Source organism: Variovorax sp. CF079 (genome assembly GCF_900101545.1).
GTDB lineage: Bacteria > Pseudomonadota > Gammaproteobacteria > Burkholderiales > Burkholderiaceae_C > Variovorax.
The window spans coordinates 98,843-125,300 of record NZ_FMZU01000009.1 but is presented as its reverse complement, the minus strand read 5'-3'; the positions used below and the strand labels follow the sequence as shown (position 1 = coordinate 125,300).

Here is a 26,458-nt window from a genome sequence, read left to right as displayed (position 1 = left end):
CATCAAGGCAATGATCCTCGCCGCCGGGCGCGGCGTGCGCATGCGGCCGCTGACCGATGTCACGCCCAAGCCCTTGCTCGAGGTTCAAGGCAAGCCGCTGATGCAGTGGCCGATCGAGGCGCTGGCGGCGGGCGGCTTCACCGAGCTCGTGGTCAATACCGACTGGCTGGGCGAGCAGATCCCGCTTCGCTTCGGGCACCGCCATGCGGCTTCCGCCATTTCTTACTCCCACGAGGGCCGCGATTTTGGTGGTGCACTCGAGACGGCGGGCGGCATCGTGCGTGCGCTGCCGCTTCTGGGCGACATCTTCTGGGTGCTGGCGGGCGACGTGTTCGCGCCGGAGTTCGCGTTCACGGGGGAAGCGGTCGACCGCTTCGCGGCCAGCGGACGGCTTGCCCACCTGTGGCTGGTGCCGAACCCGCCGCACAACCTCCGCGGGGACTTCGGGATTTCGCCGGCCGGGCTGGCGTTGAATGACGCGCCGGTCAAGCACACCTTCTCCACCATCGGCCTCTATCGCGCGGGGCTGTTCGCGCCGCCGTACTGCGGCATCCCAGCCGGCAATGCCCAGGGCGCCAAGGCGCCGCTCGCGCCCATCCTGCGCGCGGCGATGGAGGAAGGCCGGGTCGGCGCCGAGCTCTACGCCGGCGACTGGACCGACGTCGGCACGCCCGAGCGCCTGGCTGCGCTGAATCAAAAAAAACGGCCCGCACGAGGCGGGCCGTAGACAGGCTAGATCACGGTCTGGGCGATCAGGGCACGTTGGCCGACCTGAGCGTGAAGGGCCGGCCCTCCATCGTGAAGCTGCCGCCGAACTCCATGTTCATGCCACCGGTCGGCTGCACCGGGCAGCCGCCCGATGACGCCGAGCAGGCCCCGCCGCCCGCGAAGACCACGGAACCGTAGCGGTAGTTCGACACGACCTTGCCGGTGTAGTCCGCAATGCTCAAGACCATGTTGTCGCTTGCGAAGTTGTCGGCATCCTCGACCGCAATCGGGTCGACGATGCGCGAGTCCTGCAGGGTGCGAACCACACTGCCGCTGTTGCCGTCGCCTGCGAACCTCACCCACTGGATCTTGCGATCGCCGCGCGAGGCCACGAGCACCTGCTGGTTCAGCGGTTCGATGGTCTTGTTCTCCGGATCGATCTTCGAGATTGCCAGCGAGGTCGGGTTCTTCCCGATCGCGACACGGCCCTTCTCGACGACGTCCGTGACCGTGGTGCCGGTGGGCACGTTGCCCAGGCCGTAGATGCGCAGCGAGCCTTCTTCGGTGGCGATCCAGGCACGGTGCACGTTGCCGAAGATGGTCGTCTTCACCGCGGTCGGCTTGCTGTCCAGCGCCACCGTGGTGATCACCGTCGGCGTCTGCTGCGGCTTGTTGGCGAAGGTGTACGGCCACTGGTTGTCGGCCTGACCCAGGTTCGTGAACTCTGTCGGACCGGTACCGAAGTAGACGCTGTTGACGTAGCTGAACAACGGCTTCAGGTCGATGAAGGCGGCCTTCTTCTCCGACTTGGAGATGACCACCGCCACACCCGACTTGGCGTACCGGTTGGCATTGCTGCCCGAGCCGCTGAAGCTGGCGCGCTTGGCCGCGTCCGTCAGCGGCGAATAGGTCTGCCCCATGAACTCGCCGTACTTTTCCGGCAGTGCCGTCTGGAACTGGTCGAAGCCCGTGGTGACGGCGATCTCGGTCGGTGCGTTCATGCCCGGCAGGTCGATGTAGCCCAGCACCTTCATGAAGGCGATGTTGCCCATGTTCGGCAGGCCGGGGTACACGCCCATCCACTCATGCCACCAGTCGTACCAGGCGTCGTAGCTGCCGTTCTGGGCCGGGTTGTAGGGGTCGCAGTTGTTGCACAAGCCGGCCAGCGAGATCACCGCCACCTGGCCCTTCAGCGCCGTCGTGTCCCACACCGTCACCAGCGCGTATTCGCTGGTGTTGGTGATGGCCATGCCGGTCGGCACCTTGTTGGCAGGCAGCTTCACCGAGCCGCGGTTGTTCGCCGTGTTGCTGCCGGCGGTGCCGATCAGGCCGTTGTTGAAAGCCACCAGGGAGGTCGCGCAGAAGCCCGTGCGCCCGCCGCAACGCGCCACCGCCACCGGCTCGCCGGTCGTGAGGCCGGCGTCCTTGTAGGTGCTGACGTTGTAGTTCGTGCGTCCGGCGCTGCCGTCCCACGCGGCCGCTTCCTGCCAGGGCAGTTGCGGCGCTTGCGCGAAGGTGTTGTGGTCGATCGCCGAGACCTGAAGGTCGCCCACGCCCATGCGCAGCGTCGTGTTGTCGGCCACGAAGCCCACGTGGGCCTGGTTGGTCGAGTAAAGCCCTGCGTCGGCGAGGACCGGACCGCCCACCTGCCAGGTGCCGGCGTGGTAGCTCATCGTCTGGTCCGCGCGCTTGAACAGCGTCGGGATGCCGGTGTTGTTCACGGACGGCGCATTGCCGTAGCGGTAGGCGATGCCTTCTGCCTTGGCGAGGACCGGTGCCATGGCACGGTACGCGCTGGCCTGCACGTTGCCGGCGCTGTCGACGACGTCGCCGGAGACGGGTGCCGGTGCCGGTGCGGGGGCCGGGGCGGGCGCCGGGGCGGGCGCCGGAGCGGGCGCCGGAGCGGGTGCAGGGGCCGGTGCCGGGGCGGGCGCCGGAGCCGGAGCCGGAGCCGGAGCCGGCGCAGTTGCTGCACCGAGGGAATAGCAAGCCTTCACGACGAACGGCACGGGATCCTTGCCGAAGTATTCGTTCGTGCAGTTGGCGGTGCCGGTGACCGTCTTTTGAACCCACGATGATCCGGCCCCGTACTGGACCAGGGTGGCAGAGGCGACACTAAATGACGAACCCTCACCGGCGAGCCGCGTTCCCGCTGCAGGCGCGGGCGCGGGTGCGGGTGCGGGGGGGGGGGGGGGGGGGGGGGGGGGGGCGGGTGCCGGCGCTGGTGCCGTCGCGGTCTGCACGTAGCACGCTTTCGCCACATATTGCAGCGGGTCGCCAAAGGTCGCATTGCTGCAGGCAACCGTGCCCGACAGCGACTTGTTCGTGTAGGTGTCGTTCGCGCCGTACTGCACGACCTGCGCCGAGCTCAGCACGAAGCTTTGATTTTCGTCCGCGACCTTGGTCCAGCTCGAATCTAGCTTGCTGATCGGCGCTGCTTCCTTGGTCGCGGTAGTCTCTGCCGGCGCAGCAGCAGCCGGAGCAGTCGATGTTTCAGCGCCCAGGGCAGCAAAGCCGCCCCCACCGCTGCTGCCACTTCCCCCACCTCCACAACCAGCGAGCGCTCCTGCTGCAACAAACAGCAGAAGCGCGCTTTTATCTGTGACTTTCACGCAAATCCCTCCAAATTGGTTAAGTTGGGGTTTTTACGGGGGTTGGTCGGTGCGAGCAACCTCTCTTGCACTTCCTTTCCTGTGTGTTTCCGGCTCCCTAGGGCGGTGTTACCAAGGTTGTGCTTGGTGACGACTTCAACGCAAACGCAGGCACTCCGGTGTTGTCTTACTTCTTACTGTCATATGGGCGGTCGAAAAGGACCTGGACGCTACGGCCGCCAGACTTGAGCGCAAAAAAAAGCGGCCCGCATGGAGCGGGCCGCAGTTCAATTGAGCGCAGTTCTCAGCCGATCAAGGCACGTTGGCGGTCCTGAGCTGGAAGGGTTTGCCTTCCATCGTGTAGCTGCCGCCGAACTCGATCTTGACGTCACCAGTCGCTTGGACCGGGCATCCGCCCGGCGGCTGGCAGGTCCAGGAGCCACCACGATCAGAGAAGAACACCGGGCCATAGCGGTAGTTGGATACCTTTTTGCCGGTGTAGTCCGCAATCGTCAGCACGTGGCCCACGTTCGAGAAGTTGTCGGCGTCTTCAACCGAGATGGGGTCGACGATGCGGCTGTCTGCCAATTCGCGAACCACGCTGCCGCTGTTGCCATCGGCCGCGAACCTTACCCACTGGACCTTGCGATCGCCGCGCGAGGCCACGAGCACCTGACGGTTCAGCGGTTCGAAGCTGGTGTCGTCCGGATCGATCTTGGATATGGCGAGCGAAGTCGGATTCTTGCCGATGGCCACGCGGCTCTTCTCGGTGATATCCGCGGCCGTGGTGCCGGTGGGCACGTTGCCCAGGCCGTAGATGCGCAGCGAGCCTGCTTCGGTTGCGATCCAGGCGCGGTGCACACTGCCGAACAGCGTGGTCCTGACCGCTGTCGGCCGGTCATCCAGCGCCACCGTGGTGATCACCGTCGGCGTCTGCTGCGGCTTGTTGGCGAAGGTGTACGGCCACTGGTTGTCGGCCTGACCCAGGTTCGTGAACTCTGTCGGACCGGTACCGAAGTAGACGCTGTTGACGTAGCTGAACAACGGCTTCAGGTCGATGAAGGCGGCCTTCTTCTCCGACTTGGAGATGACCACCGCCACACCCGACTTGGCGTACCGGTTGGCATTGCTGCCCGAGCCGCTGAAGCTGGCGCGCTTGGCCGCGTCCGTCAGCGGCGAATAGGTCTGCCCCATGAACTCGCCGTTCTTCTCCGGCAAGGAAGTCTGGAACTGATCGAAGCCGGTAGTGACGGCGATTTCCGTCGGCGCGTTCATGCCCGGCAGGTCGATGTAGCCCAGCACCTTCATGAAGGCGGTGTTGCCCATGTTCGGCAGGCCCGGGTACACGCCCATCCACTCGTGCCACCAGTCGTACCAAGCGCTGTACTTCGTATCGCGAATGCCCGTCGCGTTTCCGCCATTGGGGTTGTAGGGATCGCAGTTGTTGCACAGACCCGCCAGCGAGATCACCGCCACCTGGCCCTTCAGCGCCGTCGTGTCCCACACCGTCACCAGCGCGTATTCGCTGGTGTTGGTGACGGCCATGCCGGTGGGCACCTTGTTGGCAGGCAGCTTCACCGAGACGCGATTGTTGGCGGTGTTGGTGCCGGCGGTGCCGATCAAGCCGTTCTGGAAAGCCACCAGGGAAGTCGCGCAGAAGCCGGTGCGACCACCGCAACGCGCCACCGCCACCGGTTCGCCCGTCACCTGCCCGGCAGCTTTGTAGGTGCTGATGTTGTAGTTGTCGCGTCCGGCGCTGCCATCCCAGGCTGCCGCTTCCTGCCAGGGCAGCTGCGGCGCCTGCGCGAAGGTGTTGTGGTCGATGGCGGAAATCTGCAGATCGCCCACGCCAACGCGCGCAGCCGTGTTGTCTGCGACGAAGCCGACGTGCGCCTGGTTGGTCGAATACAGGCCAGCCTCGCTGAGAACCGGGCCACCAACCTGCCAGGTGCCGGCGTGATAGCTCATCGTCTGGTCCGGCCGGGTTGCCAGGGTCGGGATGCCGGTGTTGTTCACGGCCGGCGCGTTGCCATAGCGATAAGCAATGCCTGCATCCTTCGCGAACTGGGCGGCAGTCGCCTTGTAGGCGTCGGCGGCCAGATTGCCGGAGCTGTCGACCACGTCATTCGGAATCGGCGTGCTGCCGGGCGTCGTGCCAGTACCCGGGTCACTCACGGCGGCGAGGCCCGAAAAGCCACCACCGCCACCACCACCACCCCCACCTCCACAAGCTGACAACGCGCCTGCGGCAACAACCAGGAGAAGCGCGCTTTTATGGATAAATTTCAACAAAAACACCTCCAATTTGACAAAGATGTGCGTTTGTACGTGGGTGCAGTCCTACCGGGCAACCCTTCTTGCAAATCTTTTCCTTATGTGTTTTCACTCCCCCCCAGTGGAGTTACAAAGGTATTGCATAGTCACGTTATGACCGCAACTCATCAAACCGCGCGCCGTGTACGTCTTTCTACTTATTTGGGCGCCGATGGCATCGCCATCATTCCCACCGCGCCCGAGCGGCAACGCAATCGGGACAGCGACTTCCTGTACCGCCACGACAGCTATTTCTATTACCTGACGGGCTTTCCCGAGCCGAATGCCTGGCTGGTACTCACAAGCGAAGGTCGTGCCACGCTGTTCTGCGCGCCCAAGGATCTGGAACGGGAGATCTGGGACGGCTACCGGCTGGGGCCGGAGGCAGCGCCGGCCGCGCTCGGCGTCGACGAGGCCTTTGCGATCGACGAACTCGACGCCCGTTTACCGCGGCTGCTGGAGAACAGGTCGACCGTCTGGTACCCCTTCGCGACGCACAAGGGGCTGGAATCGCGCATCGACGGCTGGCTGTCGGCAGTGCGCGCCCGGGTGCGCTACGGCGCGCTGTGCCCCGAAGAGCAGCGCGACCTGTGCGGGCCGCTCGACGAGATGCGGCTCGTCAAGGACGCGCACGAACAGGACACCATGCGCCACGCCGCGCAGATCAGCGCCCGGGCCCACATCCGCGCCATGCAGCTGTCGGCGCGCATGCTGCGCGAGGGCAAGGACGTGCGCGAGTACCACCTCGACGCCGAGCTGCTGCACGAATTCCGCCTCGGCGGCTCCCAATACCCGGCCTACAGCTCGATCGTGGCCGCCGGCGCCAATGCCTGTGTGCTGCACTACCGTGCCGACGCAGCACCGGTACGCGACGGCGAACTGGTGCTGATCGACGCCGGCTGCGAGCTCGACGGCTACGCCAGCGACATCACGCGGACCTTTCCGGCCAACGGCAAGTTCACCGGCCCGCAGCGCGCCTTGTACGACCTGGTGCTGGCGAGCCAGGACGCGGCAGTCGCGGCCACCCGGGCCGGGCAGCGCTTCAACGATCCGCACGAGGCCACCGTGAAGGTGCTGTCGCAGGGCATGCTGGACCTGGGCCTGCTGGACGCCAACAAGGTGGGCAGCGTCGACGACGTGATCGAGCAGCGCGCCTACTTCCCTTTCTATATGCACCGCACCGGCCACTGGCTGGGCATGGACGTGCACGACTGCGGCAGCTACGTCGAGCCGACCCAGGTGGGCGAGGTGAGCGAACGCAAGGACCCGCTGTCGAACGAAGTCATCAAGAACCGGCCCAGCCGCATCCTGAAGCCGGGCATGGTGCTGACCATCGAGCCGGGCATCTACGTGCGTCCAGGCGAGGGCGTGCCGGAGCAGTTCCACAACATCGGCATTCGCATCGAGGACGACGCAATCGTCACCGAGACCGGCTGCGAGCTGATCTCACGCGGCGTGCCGGTCAAGGCCGACGAGATCGAGGCGCTGATGCGGCCCTAAGCCGCGTCGCCCAGCGGGCTCAGCACCTTGCGCGCCCAGCCGGGCAGCCACGGCCCATGCGGCTGGAGTTGGCCCGCGACCACCGAGGCCACGAGGTGCGGGCCGCCCGCGTCGGTGTCCGTCGCATCGAACAGCATCGCGAGCTGCACCTCGCGCACGGCCTGGCGCAGGTTCTCGAGCGTGCGCGGATAGCGCGCCAGGATCTTGTCCGCGGGCACGCTGTGGCCGCCTTCGTGAATGCGCTGCTGCACGCGTTCCAGCAGCCGGCGCGGCTCGTCGAGGCACACGATGTACAGCACCACCTCGAAGCCGAGCGCACGCGCATCGGCGATGAGCTGCAGCTTGGAAGGATGCGAAAAGACGGTTTCACTGACGAAGGACTGCCCGGCGCGCAGATGCGCCACGCGTTGCGCGTCGGCCCAGGCCCGGGCAGCTTCGGAGCGCCGGACCGCATGGCGGACATGGCCGAGCTGCTCGCGCTCGTACAGATCGGCGTTGATGAAGGGCAGCTGCGGATAGCGCGGCTGGATCAGATAGCGGTAGAGCGTCGACTTGCCGGCGCCGTTGGGGCCGGCGATCAGGTGGAGAACCGGCATCAGGCCGCGTTGCGGCCACGCGCACGGGGCGCTGCCTTGGCGCGGTTCTCGGCCACCGCCACCTTGGCGCGCTCAGCCAACGCGCCGGACTGCGCCAAAGCCAGCACGTGGCCGTGCAAGGCGTCAAGTTCGGGTGAGAGGGCGGGCTGCACTTTGACCTCGCCGGCGTAGGCTGCCGATTCCTCGCGCGCAATCAGCGCCTGGCTGTCCTGCGTGGACAGGCCCGCTTGCTCCAGCGCGCGGCCCAAGGTGGCCCAGTACTCGATCTGGCTGGCCACCGACCGGCGCATGGGCTGCGCCGCATTGCGCGCCTTGTCGACCAGCGCGGCCGGAAGCTTGACGGAAGCAAAGGGGGTTGCCGTGGACATGGTTTCACTCCTGATTGGCGCATTTTGCGCCAATCCGCAAAATCACGTCAAGCAGCGGCTCCACCGGCCGCTGCCAGATGTCCGCGCGTGAACGCTTCTTCGAAGATCGAATAGCCCGACCAGTCGCTGTGCGCGAAGGCGAGCCGGCCGGCGGCGACGCGCTCACGCGCGCCGAGCTGGCCGAGCTGGCCGAGCAGGCCGGGCGCCGGTATCGCCATCGCATGGCCGTAGCGCGTGATCTCGATGCGGGTGGCGAGCCCGGCGAGGTCCGGATGGGGCAGCGAGAGTTCGGCCAGCAGGTCGTCGCGCCAGGCCGTCCATGGGCGATCGAGCAGCCGGCGGCGGCCGTCCGGCCCATCGTAGGCACTGGGGCCGAGCGGGCGATACCAGCTCAGCACGGTGGCACCCGGCGTGGGGTCCAGCGCCTGGTGGCGCGCGTCGACATAGCCGAGCCCGCGCGTGCCGTAGATCACGTTGTCCCAGCTCGGCGCCGCGCCGGGCCGGTCGGCCAGCGGAGCTCGCAGATGCACGTTGGCGACCAGCCACGGCGCGTAGCCCAGGTGCGCGGCCGCGTGGCGCAACAGCTCGGGCGGGTTCTCGACCACGCGCGCGGCGATGAACATCGGCAACGCAACGATGCAGCGCTCGGCCTGCCAGCGCACGCGCGACCGGGTGGCGACATCGAAGGCATCGACCTCGACCCCGGAACGGGTGTCCGCGATGCGCACGACGGCATGGCCCGCCTTCAAGCGATCGCCGAGCGGGTCGGCGAGCCGGCGCGTGAGCCAGCCGTTGCCCTCGGGCCAGGTCAGCACCGCATCGCGCTCGGCGCCATCATCTCCCGGCGCGTGGAAGCCATGGCGGCTGGCGAAGTAGTGGATGCCGGCCCAGGCCGAGACCTGGGCGATGCCGGCGCCGTAGTCGTCGCGGCAGCTGTAATCGAGGTACCAGCGCAGATGCGGATCGGTAAAGCCTTCGCGATCGAGCCAGACACCGAAGGGGACGGCGTCCAGCGCCAGCAAGAGCGGCGCAGGTTGCGCCCGCAGCACGGGTATCGAGAAACGCGCCGTGTGCCGCAAGGCCTCCACGCGCTGCGAAAACCGGCGGTACTGCGTCAGCGTGGCCTCGCCCACGCCCTGCACGGGCAACAGGCCGTCCTGCCACGTGCCTTGAAAAAACAGGCGTTCCTGCGGGCTGTGGCACAGGTGGCGCTCCTCGTATTCCCAGCGGCCCGCCACGCGCCGGCGCATGCCCAGTTCTTCGAGCAGCTCCTGCACTTCATGCGCCTCGTCGCCCGGCACCGGCAGGTAGTGCGCGCCGAGCGGGCAAGCGATGCCGCCGACCTGGCCGCCGCGGCTGTTCCCGCCGGCCATGTCCTCGAGTTCGAGCAGCACGAAGTCCTCGATGCCGGCGAGCCGCAACGCCCGTGCGGCGGCGAGGCCGGCCACGCCGCCGCCGGCGATGACGACGCGCGTACGGCGCACGCCGGCAGGCGCGCCGGCGCGCCAGGCGCCATCGCGCAACGCGTGGCCGCGCTCTACATCGATGCCGGTGAAGCCGCCTTCAATCACGTGTGGCGCCTCGCAGCCTCCAAGGGCTGCGGCCCCGGCAGCCGTAGCTGCAAGGAATTCGCGGCGCTTCATCTAGTGCCCCGTGACCTTGCCCCATTCCCGCTCGTAGGTCGTGACCAGCGTCTGGTTCGACAACCGGTTCACCTCGGCCGGCACGCGTGCCATGTCGCGCGGGAACTCGAACAGTTGCGGGAAGGCGGGCAGCGCAAGAAAGCGCAGCCCCTCGGGCATGGCATCGGGCAGCCGGTAGGGCCGCCGGCTCGCGATGATGTAGCCCCACTCGCCGAAGCTCGGCACATGAGCGTGATAGGGCGTCGCCAGCAGGCCGACCGATTCGACGGTGGCGGCCACGGTCCAGAAGCTCTTGCGCGCCACCAGCGGCGAGGTGGTCTGGATCACGGCATAGCCGCTCGCGGACAGCCGCTTGTCGAGCAGCGCATAGAAGGAGTTGGTGTAGAGCTTGCCGATCGCGAAGTTGGTCGGGTCGGGGAAATCGACCACGATCACGTCGAACATCTCGCTGTTCTGCTGCAGCCACTGGAAGGCGTCGGTGTTGACGATGCGGACCTTCGGCGACTTCAGCGCACCGCCGTTCAGCGCCGCCAGGGTCTCGTGCTCGCTGAAAAGCCGCGTCATGTGGGGATCGAGCTCGACCAGCGTGATGCTTTCCACCGAGGGGTACTTGAGGATCTCGCGCACCGCCATGCCGTCGCCGCCGCCGAGCACGGCAACTTTCTTCGGCGCACCGTGCGCGGCCATCACAGGATGCACCAGCGCCTCGTGGTAGCGGTACTCGTCGCGCTCCGCGAACTGCAAGTTGCCGTTGAGGAACAGGCGATGTCCGGCGGCGCCGCGCGTGACCACGATGCGCTGGTAGGGCGAACTCGCGCTGAACACGATGCGATCCTGGTAGAACTTGTCTTCCGCCAGCGTCGTGATGTGCTCGGAGAACACGAAGGCGCCGGCCAGCGCGGCCAGCGCCAGCACGCAGGCCAGCGCATGCGCGCCGACGCGGCGCAGCTCATGGCGAAACAGCCAGAGCGCCCACAGCGCCACCGCCGCGTTCATGAGGCCGAAGAGCAGGCCGGTGCGGATCATGCCGAGCTGCGGCACCAGGACCAACGGGAAGGCGACCGACACCGCCAGCGCGCCGAGGTAGTCGAAGGTCAGCACCTGCGAGACCAGCTCCTTGAGCATCACGTTGCGCCGCAGGATGCGCATCACGAGCGGGATCTCGAGCCCGACCAGCGTGCCGACCACCAGCACCAGCCCGTAGAGCAGCAGGCGGAAGGCGCCAGGGACGTAGGCGTTGGCGATGAAGAGCAGGGCCGGCAGCGCGCCGCCGACGAGCGCCACCATCAGCTCGATGCGCAGGAAATGCGCTGGCAGCTGGCGCTCGAAGTAGCGCGAGAGCCAGCTGCCCACGCCCATCGCGAACAGGTAGGTGCCGATGATGGTGCTGAACTGCAGCACCGAGTCGCCGAGCAGGTAGGAGCTCAGCGCCGCCGCGCTCAGCTCGTAGACCAGCCCGCAGGCCGCGACCACGAACACGCTGGCGAGCAGCGCGACTTCGACGGGCTGCGGGCCGCTCCCCGCAGCGGGGCGCGCGGACATGGGCGCTTCGTTCATCGGTCGCCGCCGGGCCGCCCCAAGGCGGCCGAGCCTCCCCCGCGGGGGGTGGCGAAGCACACGAAGTGGCAAGCCGGGGGGCTCAATGGATCGCTGCGGCCACGATGACGCAGATGCCGAGACTCATCGCGGCCACCACCAAGCCGAGCGCCACGTTCTGCTTCTCGACGATCTCCTGCCACAGGTCATAAGGCGTGAGCTTGTCGATGATCAGGAAGGTGACCCAGAACACCAGCACGCCGACGACCGCGTAGAGCAGCGAGCCCAGGAAGGCCGCGGGCCGTAACCATTCAATTCCCAACATGAGGACCTCCGGAAAAAAACGTCATTTGTGGCCGCCGCCACTTGAATAGCCGCCAAAAGAGCCGCCCGAGCTGCGCGAACCGCCGCTCGAACTGCTGCAGGTGCTCAGGATGATCAACAGGATGATGATCACCACGATGATCAGGATGATCGTGCCGCAGCCGAGGCTGGAGGCTGCGCTCACGGGCAGCGCATCGCTGCGCTTGAACATGTCTTTCTTGCCGTCGAGCTTGAACGCGGCAGCCACGGCCGCGCTGTCGACCTTGCTGCCCGAGGACCAGGTCAGCTCCTTGGCCGAACGCTCCATCGACAGCAGCGCGCTGCCGCTGGCGAAATCGCGATTGAAGCTCTTCTGTCCGCGCTCGACCTGCCAGTAGAACTCGCCCGCCACGTAGCCGGTCTCGGCGTTGTAGGCGTACTGCTGCTGATAGACCTTGCCGAGGTAGGTGGCCCGCGAGCCGTTCTCGGCCATGGTCGGCGCGCCCGTGGTGGGCTTGACCATGCTCCAGCCGTCTTCGGCATCGACCAGGAAGCTGAAGCCGCGCTTCTTGTTGTAGAGCAGGTACTCGTTCCAGCCGAAGTGCTCGTCGTCGCCGGGTGCCACGCCCATGCGGTGCTGGAAGCCGACCACCTGCCACTGCGCACCCTGGAACTGGCCCACGGTGCCGATCGGGATCAGCGGCTGGACCGGCTCGTCCTGTACAGCATGCTTCAGCTCGCCGCCGATGCCCTGCGTCAGGTCGATGATGCTGTTGCAGGCGCGGCATGTGATGCTCTTGCTGTTCGCCAGGTTGACGGTGACCGGCGAGCCGCAGTTCGGGCAATTGAAGCTGCGGCCCCTCTCGTCCTTGGCCGATTCGTCGCGCAAGCCGGTGAGCTGCAGGTCTTCGAGCTGCACCGCGCGGCCGAGGTAGGCGCCCGGCGGCTGGGTGTCGTAGTCGAGGCTGAGCACCAGCCCCTTGTCGCTGCGCAGCTCGACCACCGCGAAGGGCCGGCCGAGTTCGGGCAGCCGTGGCAGCTCGCCCTGCGCCGAGACCAGCCTGACCTGCTCGTTCGAGGCCACCGTGTAGCTCTGGCCGTTGAAGGCGGTGGTGGCGCCGACGCGCAGCTCGGCCGGACGCGGGGCCTCGCGCTGCAGCTCGAAGGGCAGCGAAAAGACGAAGGCGCCGTTGTCCTCGCTCAGGATGCCGGTGCGGTCGCCGTCGAGTGCCGCGATCCACTCGGTCCAGCGCCCGCCGTCGTAGCTGTATTGCAGGCGCCCGACCAGCGTGAAGGGCTGGTCCTGGATGCGGCCGGCGGCGAACAGCTGCAGCGGGCTGAAGTCGTCGAACAGCTCCGCCATCTTGCCGGTGCGCGCGAGCGTGTCGCCCTGGCGCACCACGGTGCTCTGGCAATAGGGGCAGACGGCGTGCGTCGACTGCGCCGAACGGAATTCGACCGGCGCGCCGCAGCCCGGGCAGGGCGCGCGGTAGTAGCGCTGCTGGGAGGAGTCGGTGGCCACGAAAGGCGACGGCAGGGGCCCGCTCGCTGCGAGCTCGTCGAAGAGGCTTCGACAAGCTCAGCCCGAACGGAACGGGCTCAGACCAGCTTTTTCAGCAGATCCGCCTTCTTGGCGTCGAATTCTTCCTGCGTGAGGATGCCCTTGGTCTTCAGTTCGCCCAGCTTCTCGAGTGTGGTCATCACGTCGGCCGGGCTGACCACCGCGACCGCGGCTTGCGCCGGCGCAGCGACCGGTGCGACGGGCGCGCCCTGGCTCAGGCCCTGCGCGAGGTTCTGCGCCAGCACCTGGCCCAGCGCCACGCCGGCGCCCAGACCCATCGCGTCGCCCGCGATGCCGCTGCCGCCACCGGCGCCCTCGGCAAACTTCGGGATGGCCTGCGCCGTCTGGTACTGCATGAACTTGCTCATGTCGTTGCCGACCATGCCCATGCCGATCTTCTGGTCGAGGATCTTCTGCAGCTCTTCCGGCAGCGAGACGTTCTGGACCGTGATGGCCTCGAGCTTGATGCCGATCTTGGCGAACTCGGGCACCAGCTGCGCCGCGAGCGCCTGCGCGAACTGGATCTGGTTGGCTGCCAGGTCGAGAAAAGGCACGCCGCTGGAAGCGATCGCGTTGCTGATGTTCTGCAGCACCAGGCCGCGCAACTGGCCGTCGAGATCGGCCACCGAATAGATGTCGCGCGTGCCCGAGATCTCGGTGTGAAACAGCTTGGCGTCGCCGATGCGGAAGCTGTAGTTGCCGAAGGCGCGCAGGCGCACGGCGCCGAAATCCTTGTCGCGGATCGTGATCGGCTGGGGCGTGCCCCATTTCTGGTCGACCTGCTGGCGCGTGCTGAAGAAGTAGACGTCGCTCTTGAACGGGGACTCGAAGAGCTTGTCCCAGTTCTTGAGGTAGGTGAGCACGGGCAGCGTCTGCGTCGTGAGCTTGTACATGCCCGGACCGAACACGTCGGCCACCTGGCCCTCGTTGACGAACACCGCGATCTGCGACTCGCGCACGGTGAGCGAGGCGCCGTTCTGGATTTCCATCTCAGCCATCGGGAAGCGCCAGGCCAGCGTTCCGTCGCCGGTCTCAGTCCACTGGATGATGTCGATGAACTGTTTCTTGATGAAATCCATCAGCGCCATGGTCGCTCCTCGTCAGGTTTTTCTGAGCTGGGCATATTGCCACATCGGCTTGACGCCTCGGCGCTTTTTGCCGCCCTGCGCCTCGGGCTGTGCCCTTGGAGCCCGAGGTCTACAATCGGCGCCCCTCACAAGAAGCGTTGCACGGAGCCAAGGCACATGTCAGATCTGACCTCCCCGATTTCCACGCCCGAAGACAAGCGCGCCGAATTGCGCCGGGCCGCGCTCGAATACCACGAGCTTCCGGTCCCGGGCAAGATCGCGATCGCGGCGACCAAGCAGATGCTCAACCAGCGCGACCTGGCGCTGGCCTACTCGCCCGGCGTGGCGGCACCTTGCGAGGAAATCGTCAAGGACCCGGTCAACGCCTTCAAGTACACCGCGCGCGGCAACCTCGTCGCGGTCATCACCAACGGCACCGCCGTGCTGGGCCTCGGCGACATCGGGCCGCTGGCCGCCAAGCCGGTGATGGAAGGCAAGGGCGTCCTGTTCAAGAAGTTCGCCGGCGTCGACGTGTTCGACATCGAGATCGACGAGAAGGACCCGGCCAGGCTGGTGGAGGTCATCGCCGCGCTGGAGCCGACCTTCGGCGCCATCAACCTCGAAGACATCAAGGCACCGGACTGCTTCTACGTCGAGCGCGAGCTGCGCAAGCGCATGAAGATCCCGGTCTTCCACGACGACCAGCACGGCACGGCGATCACGGTGGCGGCCGCCATGCTCAACGGCCTGAAGGTGGTGGGCAAGGACATCTCGCAGGTCAAGCTCGTCACCTCGGGCGCCGGCGCCGCGGCGCTGGCCTGCCTGAACCTGCTGCTGAAGGTCGGTCTGAAGCGCGAGCACGTGTTCGTGACCGATCTCGCCGGCGTGGTCTACGAAGGCCGCACCGAGCTGATGGACGACGACAAGCGCCAGTACATGCAAAAGACCTCGGCGCGCTCGCTGGCCGAGGTGATCGAAGGCGCCGACGTGTTCCTCGGCCTCTCGGCCGGCGGCGTGCTCAAGCCCGCGATGGTGGCGAAGATGGCGGCCAAGCCGGTGATCTTCGCGCTGGCCAATCCCAACCCCGAGATTTCGCCCGAGGACGCGCATGCCGTGCGCGGCGACGTGGTCATGGCCACCGGGCGCACCGACTACCCGAACCAGGTCAACAACGTCCTGTGCTTCCCCTACATCTTCCGCGGCGCGCTCGACTGCGGCGCGACCACCATCACCGACGAGATGGAAGTCGCAGCGGTGCATGCCATCGCAGAACTCGCGCAGGCCGAGCAGAGCGAGCGCGTGGCTGCCGCCTATGTCGGCGAAAAGCTCAGCTTCGGTCCCGAGTACCTGATTCCGAAGCCCTTCGACCCGCGGCTCATGATGAAAATCGCGCCGGCCGTGGCCAAGGCCGCGGCCGAGAGCGGCGTCGCACTGCGCCCGATCGCGGACCTGGACGCCTACCGCGACAAGCTGCAGAGCTTCGTCTACGCCTCGGGCACCACGATGAAGCCGATCTTCGACGCCGCCAAGCGCGCGCCGAAGAAGCGCGTCGCCTACTGCGAGGGCGAGGAAGAGCGCGTGCTGCGGGCGGCACAGATCGTGGTGGACGAAGGCCTCGCCCGTCCCACGCTGATCGGCCGGCCCGCGATCATCGCCCAGCGCATCGAGAAGTTCGGCCTGCGTCTCAAGGAAGAGCTGGACTACGACATCGTCAACGTCGAGCACGACCATCGCTACCGCGACTTCTGGCAGACCTACCACCGCATGACCGAGCGCAAGGGCACGACGGTGCAGACCGCCAAGATCGAGATGCGCCGCCGCCTGACGCTGATCGGCGCCATGCTGCTGCACAAGGGCGACGTGGACGGCATGATCTGCGGCACCTGGGGCACCACCGCCATCCACCTGCATTACATCGACCAGGTGATCGGCAAGCGCCCGGGCGGCTGTCCCAACACGCCGCAGGACGTGCCGATCTATGCCTGCATGAATGGCCTGCTCCTGCCCGACCGGCAGGTGTTCCTGGTCGATACGCACGTCAACTACGACCCGACGCCCGAGGAGCTCGCCGAGATCACCACCATGGCGGCCGAGGAAATGATGCGCTTCGGCCTCAAGCCGAAGGCGGCGCTGCTGTCGCATTCCAACTTCGGCAGCAGCAACCAGCCCAGCGCGGTCAAGATGCGCCAGACCCTCGATCTGCTGCGTGTGCAAGCGCCATGGCTGGAGGTCGACGGCGAAATGCACGGCGACGTCGCTTTGGACGGCAAGCAGCGTGCCGCCGTCATGCCGCACAGCGCGCTGGCCGGCAACGCCAACCTGCTGGTCTTCCCGAACATCGATGCGGCCAATATTTCCTACAACCTGCTCAAGACGGCGGCAGGCGGCAACATCGCCATCGGCCCGGTCCTGCTCGGCGCGGCCAAACCTGTGCACATTCTCACGGCGAGCGCGACTGTTCGCCGGATCGTGAATATGACAGCCCTCACAGTTGCCGACGCAAACGCCGAACGATAGGCGCAAACGCGACAGCGGTCGCTAACTTCAAAGACCCGCATAGACCCTGGCGCCTGCTCAAAGATTGAGCAGGCGCTTGCTATTTGTGCGCCCCTGGTGCACACTTGCGGCCTTGAATTTGCGGGTTAACCCGAAGGTTGCCCCCCGATTCGGCCCTCGCTCTTTTCCTTCTGGTGCCCCATGGCGGCTTACGCCTCGATCACGTCCCGTGTCTCCAAGTTTGTGCTCACTAGCTTGATGCTCGTAGCCCTCACTGCCGGAGCCCAGGCCCGTGAATGGTCCGGCACCCACGCCGTTCAGCCGGCACAGGAAACGATCGCTCTGGCCGAATTGCCGGTGCAGGGCCAGCGCACTTATGGGGCCATATTGAACGGTGGTCCCTTCCGGCATGAGAAAGACGGCACGGTGTTCGGCAACCGCGAACGCTTGTTGCCGCGAGAGCGACGAGGCCACTACCGAGAGTACACGGTCGATACACCCGGCTCGCGCGATCGTGGTGCACGGCGCATCGTCTGCGGAGGCGAGCGCACGGCGCCGGCGATGTGCTGGTACACGGCAGACCACTATGCAAGTTTCAGACGGATCGTGCCATGAGCAATGAATTGGATTGGAGCGGCGCACCCAAGCGCTCAGAAGAAATGATGACGACGACAACTATGGAAAGACCAGCGGAGATGACCCTATCCCTTCGTTCCGTGCGACCTAACATCGTGCAGTCGATTCGCGCCTTTCGCGTGAGCGACCTGCAGGAGGCGGCGCATGCGGCGGGCCAGCACTTCCTCTACGCCAACCTGGGCAATGCCCAGACCAAGCAGGACGTGCTCGATCTGATCGCTCAGCAGTTCACCTTTCCGCAGCATTTCGGCAAGAACTTCGACGCGCTGTACGACTGCATGACCGACCCGCTGCATAAATCAGGCCCGCAGCCCGGCTTCGTCATCGTGCTCGAGCAGATTCCGGCCAATGCCAAGTTCGACAAGGAAGCCCGCGAGCAACTGCTCGACATCTTCCGCGACGCCGCCGACTACTGGGGGGACCGGAAGATACCGTTCAGGTGCTTCTATTCTTTTCTGTAGCCCGTTCTGCACACACCAGCCAAGCAGAACGGGCTAACGAGGCTCAACAGAACGCTGCCGCTCCGGTTTCCGGCATCGATCTCCCACCCACCGACCCGGCGGCCGAAAAGATGCCGACCGACAAACTGGTCGACGTGTCCCCGCTGGCGCTGCGCATGAGCAGCCCCTTCAACGCCGGCTATTGGCTCGCCGCAGCCTGACGGCACCACACCAAGAAAAAGCCCGTCTTCGACGGGCTTTTTTCATGGCGGGACGGCCTGTGCGAGCGCAACGTATTCATCCACTGGGACCTCCTCGGCGCGACGCTGCGTGTCGAAGGTGCCGGCAAAGCCGTGCTGCTCCAGCCACTTGCCCAAGGTGTGGCGCAGCAGCTTGCGGCGCTGGCTGAAAGCGACCTGCACGATCTCGCCGAGCCGCGCCGCATCGACCTGCGGCGGCGCAGCAAAGGGCACCATGCGCACCACCGCGCTGTCGACGCGCGGCGGCGGCTCGAAGCTCTCCGGCGGCACGAACAGCACGTTGTCCATCGCATAGCGCCACTGCAGCATCACGCTGAGGCGGCTGTAGTCCGAGGTGGCCGGCTTCGCGACCATGCGGTCGATGACTTCCTTCTGCAGCATGAAATGCTGGTCGGCAATCAGGTGCGCATAGCCCAGCAGATGAAACAGGATCGGCGTCGAGATGTTGTAGGGCAGATTGCCCACCACGCGCAGGGCCGCTGCCGGGGGCTTGACCAGGCTGGCCGCCAGGGCAGCGAAGTCCACCTTCAGGACGTCGGACTCGATCACCTCGAGCTGGCCATGGGCACGCAGCCGCTGCGCCAGGTCGCGGTCGAGTTCGATCACTGTGAGTCGCCCCAGGCGCTCCACCAGCGGTTGCGTGAGCGCCGCGAGGCCCGGCCCGATCTCGACCATGGCATCGCCCGGCTCGGGTGCGATCTCGCGCACGATCGCGTCGATGATGCCCGCGTCGGACAGGAAATGCTGCCCGAAGCGCTTGCGCGCGATGTGTTTCACCTCAGGGCGTCACCGCGTCAGGACTGCGGCGGCTCGCGGTATTCGACGTAGGCCCGCGCCCGGATTTCCTGCGCCCAGGTTTCGAAGGCTTCCTCGACCTTCTTCTCGCGCAGCACGGCACGGGCGGCTTCGCGCTGCTCGGCCTGGCTCAGCTTGGCGTCGCGCCGCGCAACCACCTGGATCAGGTGCACGCCGAAGCGCGAAACGACAGGATCGCTGACCTGGCCCGGCGCCAGCCGGTTCATCGCCTCTTCGAACTCGGGCACGAACTGGCCGGGGCGCGACCAGCCCAGGTCGCCGCCCTCCTTGGCGCTGGCATCCTGCGAGTTGTCCCGCGCCAGGCCGGCGAAGTCGCCGGTGCCCTTCTGGATCCGCTCCTTGAACTCGGCCAGCTGGGCGACGGCTTGCGCCGTGCTGCGCTTGGCATCGCTGCGCAGCAGGATATGGCGCACCTGGGTCTGCGTGACGACGGCATCGGCGGCGCCGGGCTGGCTCTTGGCCAGCACCTTGAGCACGTGGAAGCCGGCGCCCGAGCGGATCGGCCCTGCGATGCCGTTGACCGCCGTCGATTGCGTCGCCTCGACGAACAGGCTCGGGTAGCGGTCGGCGCTGCGCATGCCCAACGCGCCGCCGACGGCGCGATCCGGCGAATCGGAGAATTCCTGCGCGAGCTTGGCGAAGTCTTCACCGGCGCGGGCACGCTGCGCGACGCCCTGCGCACGCTGCTGCAGCGAAGCGACTTGCGCGTCGCTCGCGCTCTCGGGCACGGCGACCAGTACCTGGGCGATATTGATGTTCTGCGTCGCGGCATTGGGGGAGGTCCGCTGGTCGCGGATGAACTGGTCGACCTCGATATCGCTGACCTTGACCTTGGCCTCGACCTCGCGGTCGCGCAGGCGCGTGAGCAGGAGCTGGTCACGCAGGTCGTTGCGGAAGGTCTGCGGCGAGATGCCCTCGGCCGCGACGCGGCTGCGCAGCTCGACCAGGCTCATCTGGTTCTGGCGCGCCACCGTCTGTTCGGCCTGGTCGATCGCGAGTTCATCGACCTTGATGCCGGCTTCCTTGGCCTGTTGCAGCTGGGCGCGTTCGGCGATGAGCCGTTCGAGCACCAGGCGCGTGAGCTCGGCGCGCGGCACGCGCTGCGCCTCGGCGTTTTCCTTCAGGATTCGCTCGACCCGCGTCTGCACTTCGGTGTTGGTGATGGGCTCCGAATTGACCAACGCCACAATGTATTCGGCCGAGCGCTGCACCGGCGCTGCCGGCGGGGCGGTGCGCGGTGCGGCGGGCGCCGGTGCGAGGCGCGGACCTGCGCGCATGATGTCCGTGATGCCGAGGCCGGGGCGCTGCCCTTGTCCTTGCGCGCCGGCCGCCGCGGCCAGCGTTGCGAGGCACGCCAGGGTGAGGATGGAGCGGATGTGGTTCATGGCAAGAAGCTCAGTCGTAATTGGTGAAGCGGCTCGGTGCAGCCACCGGTTGACGCAGGGGCTGGTAGCGCTGGATGTTCTGTGTCAGCGTGCGCTTCGGGCTCGAACCGATGGCGGCGAATCCAACGAACTCCAGCTGGAACATGATGCGCGTCGCGGCCGTGACTTGGCCAGTGCTGATGCGTTCCAGCACCACGCGGCCGATCCAGCAGCAGCCGTCGTATTCGAAGCCGAGCACGCCGTCGGTGAGCTTGCGGTCCTGCAGACTGTAGTTGAGACGGCCGACGGCGTACCAGCGCCCGCCGCCCTGGCCGCGGCCCGGACCGAGGTCTTGGCCCTTGTCGCCCCACAGGTCGTTCAGCGGCCATTGCCAGCTCACGTCGATCGACTTGTTGCCGTCCGTCGCGGTCGGCGTGCTGTTCGCCTGGTAGCGGTAGGCCGCACTGATGTTGCGGTACGAGCCGGGGTTGTAGCGCGCGCTGATCGCCGTCCGCGTCGACTTGTGGTCGTCAGGGTTGTACTGCAGCGTGGTGTCCACGCTCCATTTCGGCGTCCAGTTGATCTGGGCACCGAGCAGCACGTCGCTGAGCCGGTCGGTCACGGCGGTGGTATTGGGCAGCGTGACGCGCTGGTCGCTGAAGCGCAGGCGCTGGGCAATGCCGAAGCGCGCGGCTTCGGCGCCGCTTTCGGGATCGATCAGGCGCGTCGTCACGCCCAGCGTGAGCAGGTTGCTGTCCGAGATGCGGTCGTTGCCGGAAAACGCGTTCTCGGTGTAGACGGTCGCGAAGTTGAAGTCGTTGGACGCCGAGTCGTAATTCGGCAGCAGGCTCTGGTCACGGTAGGGCGTGTAGACGTAGAACGCGCGCGGCTCCAGCGTCTGGCGGAACGCGCGGCCGAAGAAGTTGGCGTCGCGCTCGAAGATCATGCCGCTGTCGAGGCTGAAGGTCGGCACCGTGCGGCTGGCCGAGCTCGCGCCGTTGGCGAGCGGTGCCTCGAACTGGTAGGAGGTCGTATGCAGCTGCACCTTCGGGATGACGAAGGTGCCGGGCGTGAGAAAGGGCCGACTCAGCGACGCCAGCGCAAAGACGCGCTCGCCGTTGGGCTGACCCTGCTGCACCGGGTCGGCGCGGAAGCGCGTGTAGTCGGTGTTGAGCGAGAAATCGAAACCGTGCCAGTCGTACTTGTTGTAGTTGGCGGTGATCTGCGGCAGCCGGTCGTAGGGCGGCAGGATGGGCGAGGGCGCGTACTGCAGCGTCTGGTAGCTCAGCGTGCGTGCGGCGCCGCTCCAGTCGCCCTTGCTCCAGTTGAGCGAGGCATCGTTGGACAGCAGGCGCTGCGTCAGCGAGGGTGTGCGCGTGAAGTCGCGCCAGTAGTCGTCGTCGCTGACGCGGTTGAAGTTGATCGTGGCGCCCAGCGAGTCCAGGCCGTAGGACTTGGCATCGAAGGTCTGCTGGTGGTGCGTCCAGATGCCCCAGCGCTTGCGGTTGCGCAGGCTGTCGGTCGGCATGTAGTCGACGCGGGCCTCGCCGTTGTACTTCTCCTCGAGGTAGCGGAACTCGGTGCCGAGATTCACGCCGCGCTTGCTCATCAGGTTCGGGTAGAAGGTCGCGTCGCGATTGGGCGCGATGTTCCAGTAGTACGGCGCTGTGATGTCGACACCGTTCACGCTGTCGATGCCGATGGTCGGCGGCAGCCAGCCGCTCTTGCGGTCGTTGCCGAGCGGAAAGCTCAGCGACGGAAAGGGCGGGGTGCTGATGCCCATGAAGCTCAGGCGCGCATCGGTGGCGACGCCGACGTTCTCTTCGGTGTCGGTCGTGAGGGTCGCGGCGCTCAGCAGCCAGGCAGGCATCCAGCCAGGATAGTCTTCGCGCCGGCATGTGGTGTAAGTGGCGCGCCGGGCGACCGAGATATTGCTGTCGACGAAGTCGATACGCTCGGCATCGCCCCCCCCGCCCGTCGCCAGGAAGCGATAGCGCACGTTGTTGAAGAAGCCTTCGAAGGTCTCGAGCTTGAGCTCCAATTCGGGCCCTTCGTAGACGTTGCCGGCCTGGTTGACGCGGACGTTGCCGCGCGCCTTGGCGAGGTCGTCGGGCTGGTAGTACTCGAGCCGGTCGGCATGGATCACGGTCTCGCCGCGGCGCAGGGAGGCGTTGCCTTCGACCACCGTTTCGAGATCGGGCCGCCCGGAAATGCGGTCACCGTCGACAAAGCTCGGCAATTGGCCGCGCTGCGCCTGCGGGATGGTCTCGACGAGTTGCGGGGTGCGCTTGAGAGTGAGCGGCGCGTCCAGACCGGCGTCCTGCGCCGACGCGCCGTGCGCTTGAAGCAGTGCCAGCGACAGCACGGCCAGCGGCAAAGGCGGGCGGCACCGGCGCCAGGCAGCTCGGGTCAGGTCAGGCATCGGTACGGAACGGAGAGGTCTTCGGGGAATTGGCGCCAGCGGCTGGCGGGTTGCGGAGGTCCGCGCCGGGCGGATTTGTAGAATCGATTATCCATGACAGCTTCCCCGCCCCCGGCCAGCGGCGCCGCGACGCCTTCCTACCCGTTCAGCTGGAGCGATCCGGAGCGCGCCAAGGCTTTCGCGCAATGGCTTGAACACATCGCAGAGCGGCATCGGCTGTTGCCCGCGACCGTGCGCCTCGCCTCGGCCGATGCGAGCTTCCGGCGCTACTTCAGGATCGACACCAGCGACGCCGCGATGACGCGGATCGTGATGGACGCGCCCCCTGCCCAGGAGAACAGCGCCCCGTTCGTGCACGTCGCCAAGCTGATGCGCGCGGCCGGCCTGACCGCGCCGCAGGTGCTCGAATGGGAAGAGGCCCAGGGCTTCCTGCTGCTCGACGACCTCGGCCGGCAGACCATGCTCGAGGTGATCGACCCGGCCGATTCGGATGCGGCACGGCCGCTCTACGCCCAGGCGATCGATGCGCTGATCCGCTGGCAGCTGGCGTCCAGGCCCGGCGTGCTGCCGCCCTACGATCGGGCGCTGCTGGAGCGCGAGCTGGCGCTCTTTCCGGAGTGGTACATCGCGCGGCACCGCGGCATGCGCGTGGAAGGCCAGCTGCAGGAGCGCCTGGAACGCAGCTTCAAGCTGATCGTCGAGAACAACCTGGCCGCGCCGCGCGTCTACGTGCACCGCGACTTCATGCCGCGCAATCTGATGATCACCGGCGGCCCCACGCTCGGGGTGCTGGATTTCCAGGACGCGGTCCATGGCCCGATCACCTACGATATCGCGAGCCTGATGCGCGATGCCTTCCTGAGCTGGGACGAAGACTTCGTTCTCGATGTCACGGTGCGTTACTGGGAACAGGCGCGCAAGGCCGGGCTGCCGGTCGACGAGGACTTCGGCGCCTTCTACCGCGCAGTCGAGTGGATGGGCCTGCAGCGCCACCTGAAGGTCGCCGGCATCTTCGCGCGGCTGACGCTGCGCGACGGCAAGCCGAGGTACCTGGCCGACACCCCGCGCTTCATCGCCTACATCCGCGCGACCGCCGGCCGCTACCGCGAACTCACGCCGCTCTTGCGCGTGATCGACGAGGTCGAAGGCACGCAGGCCGCCACCGGCTTTGCGTACGGGCGGATGTGACGCCGCGCTTCCATTGCGCCGTGACCCTGGCCGCCGGCAGCGCGCTGGCGCTGCCGCCCGGCGCCGCACGCCACGTGCAGGTGCTGCGCATGCAGCCGGGCGATGCGCTGACGCTGTTCGACGGCAGCGGCGGCGAGTACGCCGCCACGGTGGAGCGCATGGGCCGCAGCGAAGTGACGGTCCAGGTCGAGAATCACATCGCCGTCGAGCGGGAGGCGCCGCGCGCCGTGCACCTGGCGATCGGCATGCCGGCCAACGAGCGCATGGACTGGCTGGTCGAGAAGGCCACCGAACTCGGCGTGGCGAGCATCCAGCCGCTGATGACCGCCCATGGCGTGCTGCGCCTGGCTGGCGAGCGCGCCGACAAGAAGCGCGCGCACTGGGAGGCGATCGCCATCGCCGCCTGCGAACAATGCGGCCGCAACCGGTTGCCGCTGATCCACCCGGTGCGCGCCCTGGCCGGCTGGATCGACATGCCGCCGATCGACGATGCGGAGCGCTTCGTCCTGAGCCTGGCCGAGGGCACCTGCGACATGCGCGAGATCCGCGAGCGGACGTCGGTCACCGCGCTTCGCCGCGCCTGCGTTCTGAGCGGCCCCGAGGGCGGCCTGAGCGCCGCCGAGGAGCAGGATGCGATCGCGCGCGGCTTCGCACCGCTCACGCTCGGGCCGCGCGTGCTGCGCGCCGAAACCGCGGCCCTCGCGGCGCTTGCATTGCTTGCGGGCCAGTGACCAGAATTTCTTCCTTTCCTCCATCACCCCATCGAGCCCAAGGCCGCCAACGCATGTCTTCCCTCCATTCCGTTCCGTCGCGCCTCGCGCCCGTTCTGCTTGCCGCCCTTTGCGCCGCCGGCGCCGTCCATGCGCAAGGCACGGCCGTGGCGCCGACGCCCACGCAGGTGAAGCCGGCCGTCGACCAGGCCTATGCGCAACTCCTGGCCGCGCCCGCTGTCAAGCAGCTGCTCGATGCGGTCAAGGCCGACCACGAGCGTTCGATCGAGGACCTCAAGCTGCTCACCGAAATCGAAGCGCCGCCCTTCAAGGAGCAGAAGCGCGCCGAGGCCTTTCTCGCCCGCATGAAGGCGCTGGGGCTCGCGGATGCGCGCATCGACAGCGAGGGCAATGTGGTGGGCCTGCGCAAGGGCACGGGCAACGGACCGAAGCTGCTGGTCTCGGCCCACCTCGACACGGTCTTTCCCGCCGGCACCGACGTCAAGGTGAAGGAGCGCGACGGCAAGCTCCACGCGCCCGGCATCTCGGACGACACGCGCGGCCTCGCGGTGCTCCTGTCGTGGCTCAAGGTGCTCAACGACAACAAGGTGCAGACCGTGGGCGACCTGCTCTTCGTCGGCAACGTCGGCGAAGAGGAGCTGGGCAACTTGCGCGGCATGAAGGCCATCTTCCGCGACCACCTCGACATCGACGGCATGGTGGGCGTGGAGCCCGCGCCCGACGGCACCGTGCTGGTCCTCGGCACCGCCAGTCATCGCTACGAAGTGAGTTTCAAGGGACCCGGCGGCCACAGCTATGCCGCCTTCGGCCAGGTGCCCAGCGCGATCCACGGCATGGGCCGCGCGATCGCCAAGATCGCCGAGATCAAGACGCCCAGCTTTCCGAAGACCACCTTCACCGTCGGCACCGTCGGCGGCGGGACGTCGGTCAACACCATTGCACCCGACGCGCGCATGGCGGTCGACATCCGCTCCGACGAGATGGGCGCGCTGCTCGACACCGAGAAGAAGGTGCTGGCCGCGATCGAGGAAGCGGTGGCGGAGGAAAACAAGCGTTGGAATGTGACGACGCTCGCCGTGTCCAACAAGCTGATCGGCGATCGGCCGGGCGGGCGCACGCCTTCGGATTCGCCGATCGTCGAGGCGGCCGTCCGTTCGAACAGCGCCTTCGGCCACAAGACCTTGCTGACCGGTGCCAGCACCGACGCCAACGTGCCGATGTCGCTCGGCATTCCGGCCATCATCATCGGCGGCGGCGGCAAGACCGGCGGCTTTCACGCGCTCTCCGAATGGATCGACATGACAGACGGGTGGAAGGGCGCGCAGAATTCCCTGGCGACCGTGCTGGGGCTGGTCGGCGTGCAAGGCGTGAGCGAGCCCCTGCTGCCGAAGCGTGCGCCGCGGTCGAAGTAGGCCATCTCCCCCATTACTTCAGGAGCCCACCATGGGATTGCTCGATTCGGTACTCGGACAGGTGCTCGGCGGTGCACAGCCACAGGCCCAGGACGGCAGCATAGGCAGCCGCGGCGGCATGGGCGGCGGACTCGGTGATCTCGGCGGCCTCGCGGGTGCGCTCGGCGGGCTGCTCGCCAACAATGGCGAGCAGGGCGGTCTGGGCGGCCTGGTCTCGAAGTTCGAGCAGGCCGGCATGGGCGACGTGATCGGCTCCTGGGTCGGCAAGGGCGAGAACGCACCGATCTCGGGCGGGCAGCTGCAGGACGTGCTGGGCAGCGACGTGATCTCGAGCATCGCGCAAAAGCTCGGCATCAACGCGGCGACGCTGCTGCCGATGCTGGCCACGCTGCTGCCCACGCTGATCGATCAGCTCACGCCCAAGGGCCAGGTGCCGGCCGAGGGCCTGGGCAACCAGGACGACCTGCTGTCCTCGTTGAGCGGCCTGCTGCAGAAGGGTTGAACAGG

General features: G+C 67.0%; 21 protein-coding genes. 9 read left to right on the top strand and 12 right to left on the bottom strand.

The window, feature by feature from the left end:
- Positions 1 to 10 precede the first annotated feature (10 nt).
- Positions 11 to 727 carry a nucleotidyltransferase family protein gene (locus BLS74_RS13940; RefSeq protein ID WP_093107360.1) on the top strand — a complete coding sequence of 239 codons (717 nt, stop codon included), beginning with the start codon at positions 11 to 13 and terminating at the stop codon, positions 725 to 727.
- Positions 728 to 752: 25 nt separating this feature from the next.
- Here the strand turns inward: BLS74_RS13940 and BLS74_RS13935 are convergent, their stop codons facing one another.
- Together BLS74_RS13935 and BLS74_RS13925 are read right to left on the bottom strand one after the other, a co-directional pair.
- The gene (locus BLS74_RS13935) at positions 753 to 2,489 is read right to left on the bottom strand and encodes a hypothetical protein (protein WP_093107131.1); all 1,737 of its coding nucleotides are present in this window, start codon (positions 2,487 to 2,489) and stop codon (positions 753 to 755) included.
- 1,122 nt (positions 2,490 to 3,611) lie between these two features.
- Positions 3,612 to 5,474 (bottom strand): hypothetical protein, encoded by a 1,863-nt coding sequence (locus tag BLS74_RS13925; RefSeq protein ID WP_139191683.1) that lies wholly within the window; start codon positions 5,472 to 5,474, stop codon positions 3,612 to 3,614.
- Positions 5,475 to 5,726: 252 nt separating this feature from the next.
- Here BLS74_RS13925 and BLS74_RS13920 point away from each other — a divergent pair, with 252 nt between their 5' ends.
- Entirely contained in the window at positions 5,727 to 7,112 is a 1,386-nt protein-coding gene (locus BLS74_RS13920; protein WP_093107125.1) for an aminopeptidase P N-terminal domain-containing protein, read from the top strand.
- Here BLS74_RS13920 and BLS74_RS13915 read toward each other — a convergent pair.
- The 7 genes from BLS74_RS13915 to BLS74_RS13885 all read right to left on the bottom strand — a co-directional run bounded on the left by BLS74_RS13915 (position 7,109) and on the right by BLS74_RS13885 (position 14,207).
- Entirely contained in the window at positions 7,109 to 7,708 is a 600-nt protein-coding gene (locus BLS74_RS13915) for an ATPase (protein ID WP_093107122.1), read from the bottom strand. The two genes, BLS74_RS13920 and BLS74_RS13915, sit on opposite strands and share 4 nt — an antisense overlap.
- Positions 7,708 to 8,076, bottom strand: a complete 369-nt coding sequence (locus BLS74_RS13910; protein WP_093107120.1) for a TA system antitoxin ParD family protein — start codon at positions 8,074 to 8,076, stop codon at positions 7,708 to 7,710. Before BLS74_RS13910 ends, BLS74_RS13915 begins: the two co-directional genes overlap by 1 nt.
- A 47-nt stretch (positions 8,077 to 8,123) precedes the next feature.
- On the bottom strand, positions 8,124 to 9,719 hold the full coding sequence (locus BLS74_RS13905; RefSeq protein ID WP_093107118.1) for an FAD-dependent oxidoreductase: 1,596 nt from the start codon (positions 9,717 to 9,719) through the stop codon (positions 8,124 to 8,126).
- Complete coding sequence (locus BLS74_RS13900; RefSeq protein ID WP_093107116.1) at positions 9,720 to 11,261, bottom strand: polyamine aminopropyltransferase; 1,542 nt, start codon at positions 11,259 to 11,261, stop codon at positions 9,720 to 9,722.
- Between the two features lie 97 nt (positions 11,262 to 11,358).
- The gene (locus BLS74_RS13895) at positions 11,359 to 11,580 is read right to left on the bottom strand and encodes a DUF350 domain-containing protein (RefSeq protein WP_093107114.1); all 222 of its coding nucleotides are present in this window, start codon (positions 11,578 to 11,580) and stop codon (positions 11,359 to 11,361) included.
- Positions 11,581 to 11,601: 21 nt separating this feature from the next.
- Complete coding sequence (locus BLS74_RS13890) at positions 11,602 to 13,080, bottom strand: DUF4178 domain-containing protein (RefSeq protein WP_093107112.1); 1,479 nt, start codon at positions 13,078 to 13,080, stop codon at positions 11,602 to 11,604.
- Positions 13,081 to 13,157: 77 nt separating this feature from the next.
- A complete protein-coding gene (locus BLS74_RS13885) occupies positions 13,158 to 14,207 on the bottom strand; it encodes an SPFH domain-containing protein (RefSeq protein WP_093107110.1) in 1,050 nt (349 codons plus the stop codon).
- 156 nt (positions 14,208 to 14,363) lie between these two features.
- Between BLS74_RS13885 and BLS74_RS13880 the strand changes: the two genes are divergently transcribed.
- From BLS74_RS13880 to BLS74_RS13870, 3 genes are all read left to right on the top strand, one after another.
- Positions 14,364 to 16,703 (top strand): NADP-dependent malic enzyme, encoded by a 2,340-nt coding sequence (locus tag BLS74_RS13880; RefSeq protein ID WP_093107108.1) that lies wholly within the window; start codon positions 14,364 to 14,366, stop codon positions 16,701 to 16,703.
- A gap of 180 nt (positions 16,704 to 16,883) precedes the next feature.
- The gene (locus tag BLS74_RS13875; protein WP_093107106.1) at positions 16,884 to 17,297 is read left to right on the top strand and encodes a guanyl-specific ribonuclease; all 414 of its coding nucleotides are present in this window, start codon (positions 16,884 to 16,886) and stop codon (positions 17,295 to 17,297) included.
- A gap of 47 nt (positions 17,298 to 17,344) precedes the next feature.
- Positions 17,345 to 17,779: a barstar family protein gene (locus BLS74_RS13870; protein WP_093107358.1), complete on the top strand. Its 435-nt coding sequence runs from the start codon at positions 17,345 to 17,347 to the stop codon at positions 17,777 to 17,779.
- Positions 17,780 to 18,021: 242 nt separating this feature from the next.
- Here BLS74_RS13870 and rsmA read toward each other — a convergent pair whose 3' ends face one another.
- The 3 genes from rsmA to BLS74_RS13855 are packed head-to-tail and all read right to left on the bottom strand — an operon-like array spanning position 18,022 to position 22,620.
- Entirely contained in the window at positions 18,022 to 18,795 is a 774-nt protein-coding gene (rsmA, locus tag BLS74_RS13865) for a 16S rRNA (adenine(1518)-N(6)/adenine(1519)-N(6))-dimethyltransferase RsmA (RefSeq protein ID WP_093107105.1), read from the bottom strand.
- Between the two features lie 17 nt (positions 18,796 to 18,812).
- Positions 18,813 to 20,219 carry a peptidylprolyl isomerase gene (locus BLS74_RS13860; protein ID WP_093107103.1) on the bottom strand — a complete coding sequence of 469 codons (1,407 nt, stop codon included), beginning with the start codon at positions 20,217 to 20,219 and terminating at the stop codon, positions 18,813 to 18,815.
- Positions 20,220 to 20,229: 10 nt separating this feature from the next.
- Entirely contained in the window at positions 20,230 to 22,620 is a 2,391-nt protein-coding gene (locus BLS74_RS13855; RefSeq protein ID WP_093107101.1) for an LPS-assembly protein LptD, read from the bottom strand.
- A 93-nt stretch (positions 22,621 to 22,713) separates the two neighbouring features.
- On the opposite strand from BLS74_RS13855, the gene BLS74_RS13850 reads away from it, so the two are divergent.
- From BLS74_RS13850 to BLS74_RS13835, 4 genes are read left to right on the top strand one after another with little or no spacing between them, the layout of a single operon-like run.
- On the top strand, positions 22,714 to 23,808 hold the full coding sequence (locus tag BLS74_RS13850; RefSeq protein ID WP_093107100.1) for an aminoglycoside phosphotransferase family protein: 1,095 nt from the start codon (positions 22,714 to 22,716) through the stop codon (positions 23,806 to 23,808).
- On the top strand, positions 23,805 to 24,539 hold the full coding sequence (locus BLS74_RS13845; protein ID WP_093107098.1) for a 16S rRNA (uracil(1498)-N(3))-methyltransferase: 735 nt from the start codon (positions 23,805 to 23,807) through the stop codon (positions 24,537 to 24,539). Before BLS74_RS13850 ends, BLS74_RS13845 begins: the two co-directional genes overlap by 4 nt.
- A 53-nt stretch (positions 24,540 to 24,592) precedes the next feature.
- A complete protein-coding gene (locus tag BLS74_RS13840; RefSeq protein ID WP_093107096.1) occupies positions 24,593 to 25,951 on the top strand; it encodes a M20/M25/M40 family metallo-hydrolase in 1,359 nt (452 codons plus the stop codon).
- Positions 25,952 to 25,982: 31 nt separating this feature from the next.
- Entirely contained in the window at positions 25,983 to 26,453 is a 471-nt protein-coding gene (locus BLS74_RS13835; RefSeq protein WP_093107094.1) for a YidB family protein, read from the top strand.
- The last annotated feature ends 5 nt before the right edge of the window (positions 26,454 to 26,458 follow it).

What these genes read in the sequence shown, in the direction of transcription:
- BLS74_RS13895 (WP_093107114.1), bottom strand. Translation starts at nt 11,580, where the DNA reads ATGTTGGGAATTGAATGGTTACGGCCCGCGGCCTTCCTGGGCTCGCTG.
- BLS74_RS13840 (WP_093107096.1), top strand. Translation starts at nt 24,593, where the DNA reads ATGTCTTCCCTCCATTCCGTTCCGTCGCGCCTCGCGCCCGTTCTGCTT.
- BLS74_RS13915 (WP_093107122.1), bottom strand. Translation starts at nt 7,708, where the DNA reads ATGCCGGTTCTCCACCTGATCGCCGGCCCCAACGGCGCCGGCAAGTCG.
- BLS74_RS13910 (WP_093107120.1), bottom strand. Translation starts at nt 8,076, where the DNA reads ATGTCCACGGCAACCCCCTTTGCTTCCGTCAAGCTTCCGGCCGCGCTG.
- BLS74_RS13850 (WP_093107100.1), top strand. Translation starts at nt 22,714, where the DNA reads ATGACAGCTTCCCCGCCCCCGGCCAGCGGCGCCGCGACGCCTTCCTAC.
- BLS74_RS13885 (WP_093107110.1), bottom strand. Translation starts at nt 14,207, where the DNA reads ATGGCGCTGATGGATTTCATCAAGAAACAGTTCATCGACATCATCCAG.
- BLS74_RS13900 (WP_093107116.1), bottom strand. Translation starts at nt 11,261, where the DNA reads ATGTCCGCGCGCCCCGCTGCGGGGAGCGGCCCGCAGCCCGTCGAAGTC.
- BLS74_RS13935 (WP_093107131.1), bottom strand. Translation starts at nt 2,489, where the DNA reads ATGGCACCGGTCCTCGCCAAGGCAGAAGGCATCGCCTACCGCTACGGC.
- BLS74_RS13855 (WP_093107101.1), bottom strand. Translation starts at nt 22,620, where the DNA reads ATGCCTGACCTGACCCGAGCTGCCTGGCGCCGGTGCCGCCCGCCTTTG.
- BLS74_RS13835 (WP_093107094.1), top strand. Translation starts at nt 25,983, where the DNA reads ATGGGATTGCTCGATTCGGTACTCGGACAGGTGCTCGGCGGTGCACAG.
- BLS74_RS13905 (WP_093107118.1), bottom strand. Translation starts at nt 9,719, where the DNA reads ATGAAGCGCCGCGAATTCCTTGCAGCTACGGCTGCCGGGGCCGCAGCC.
- BLS74_RS13875 (WP_093107106.1), top strand. Translation starts at nt 16,884, where the DNA reads ATGGCGGCTTACGCCTCGATCACGTCCCGTGTCTCCAAGTTTGTGCTC.
- BLS74_RS13880 (WP_093107108.1), top strand. Translation starts at nt 14,364, where the DNA reads ATGTCAGATCTGACCTCCCCGATTTCCACGCCCGAAGACAAGCGCGCC.
- BLS74_RS13940 (WP_093107360.1), top strand. Translation starts at nt 11, where the DNA reads ATGATCCTCGCCGCCGGGCGCGGCGTGCGCATGCGGCCGCTGACCGAT.
- BLS74_RS13920 (WP_093107125.1), top strand. Translation starts at nt 5,727, where the DNA reads ATGACCGCAACTCATCAAACCGCGCGCCGTGTACGTCTTTCTACTTAT.
- BLS74_RS13870 (WP_093107358.1), top strand. Translation starts at nt 17,345, where the DNA reads ATGACGACGACAACTATGGAAAGACCAGCGGAGATGACCCTATCCCTT.
- BLS74_RS13860 (WP_093107103.1), bottom strand. Translation starts at nt 20,219, where the DNA reads ATGAACCACATCCGCTCCATCCTCACCCTGGCGTGCCTCGCAACGCTG.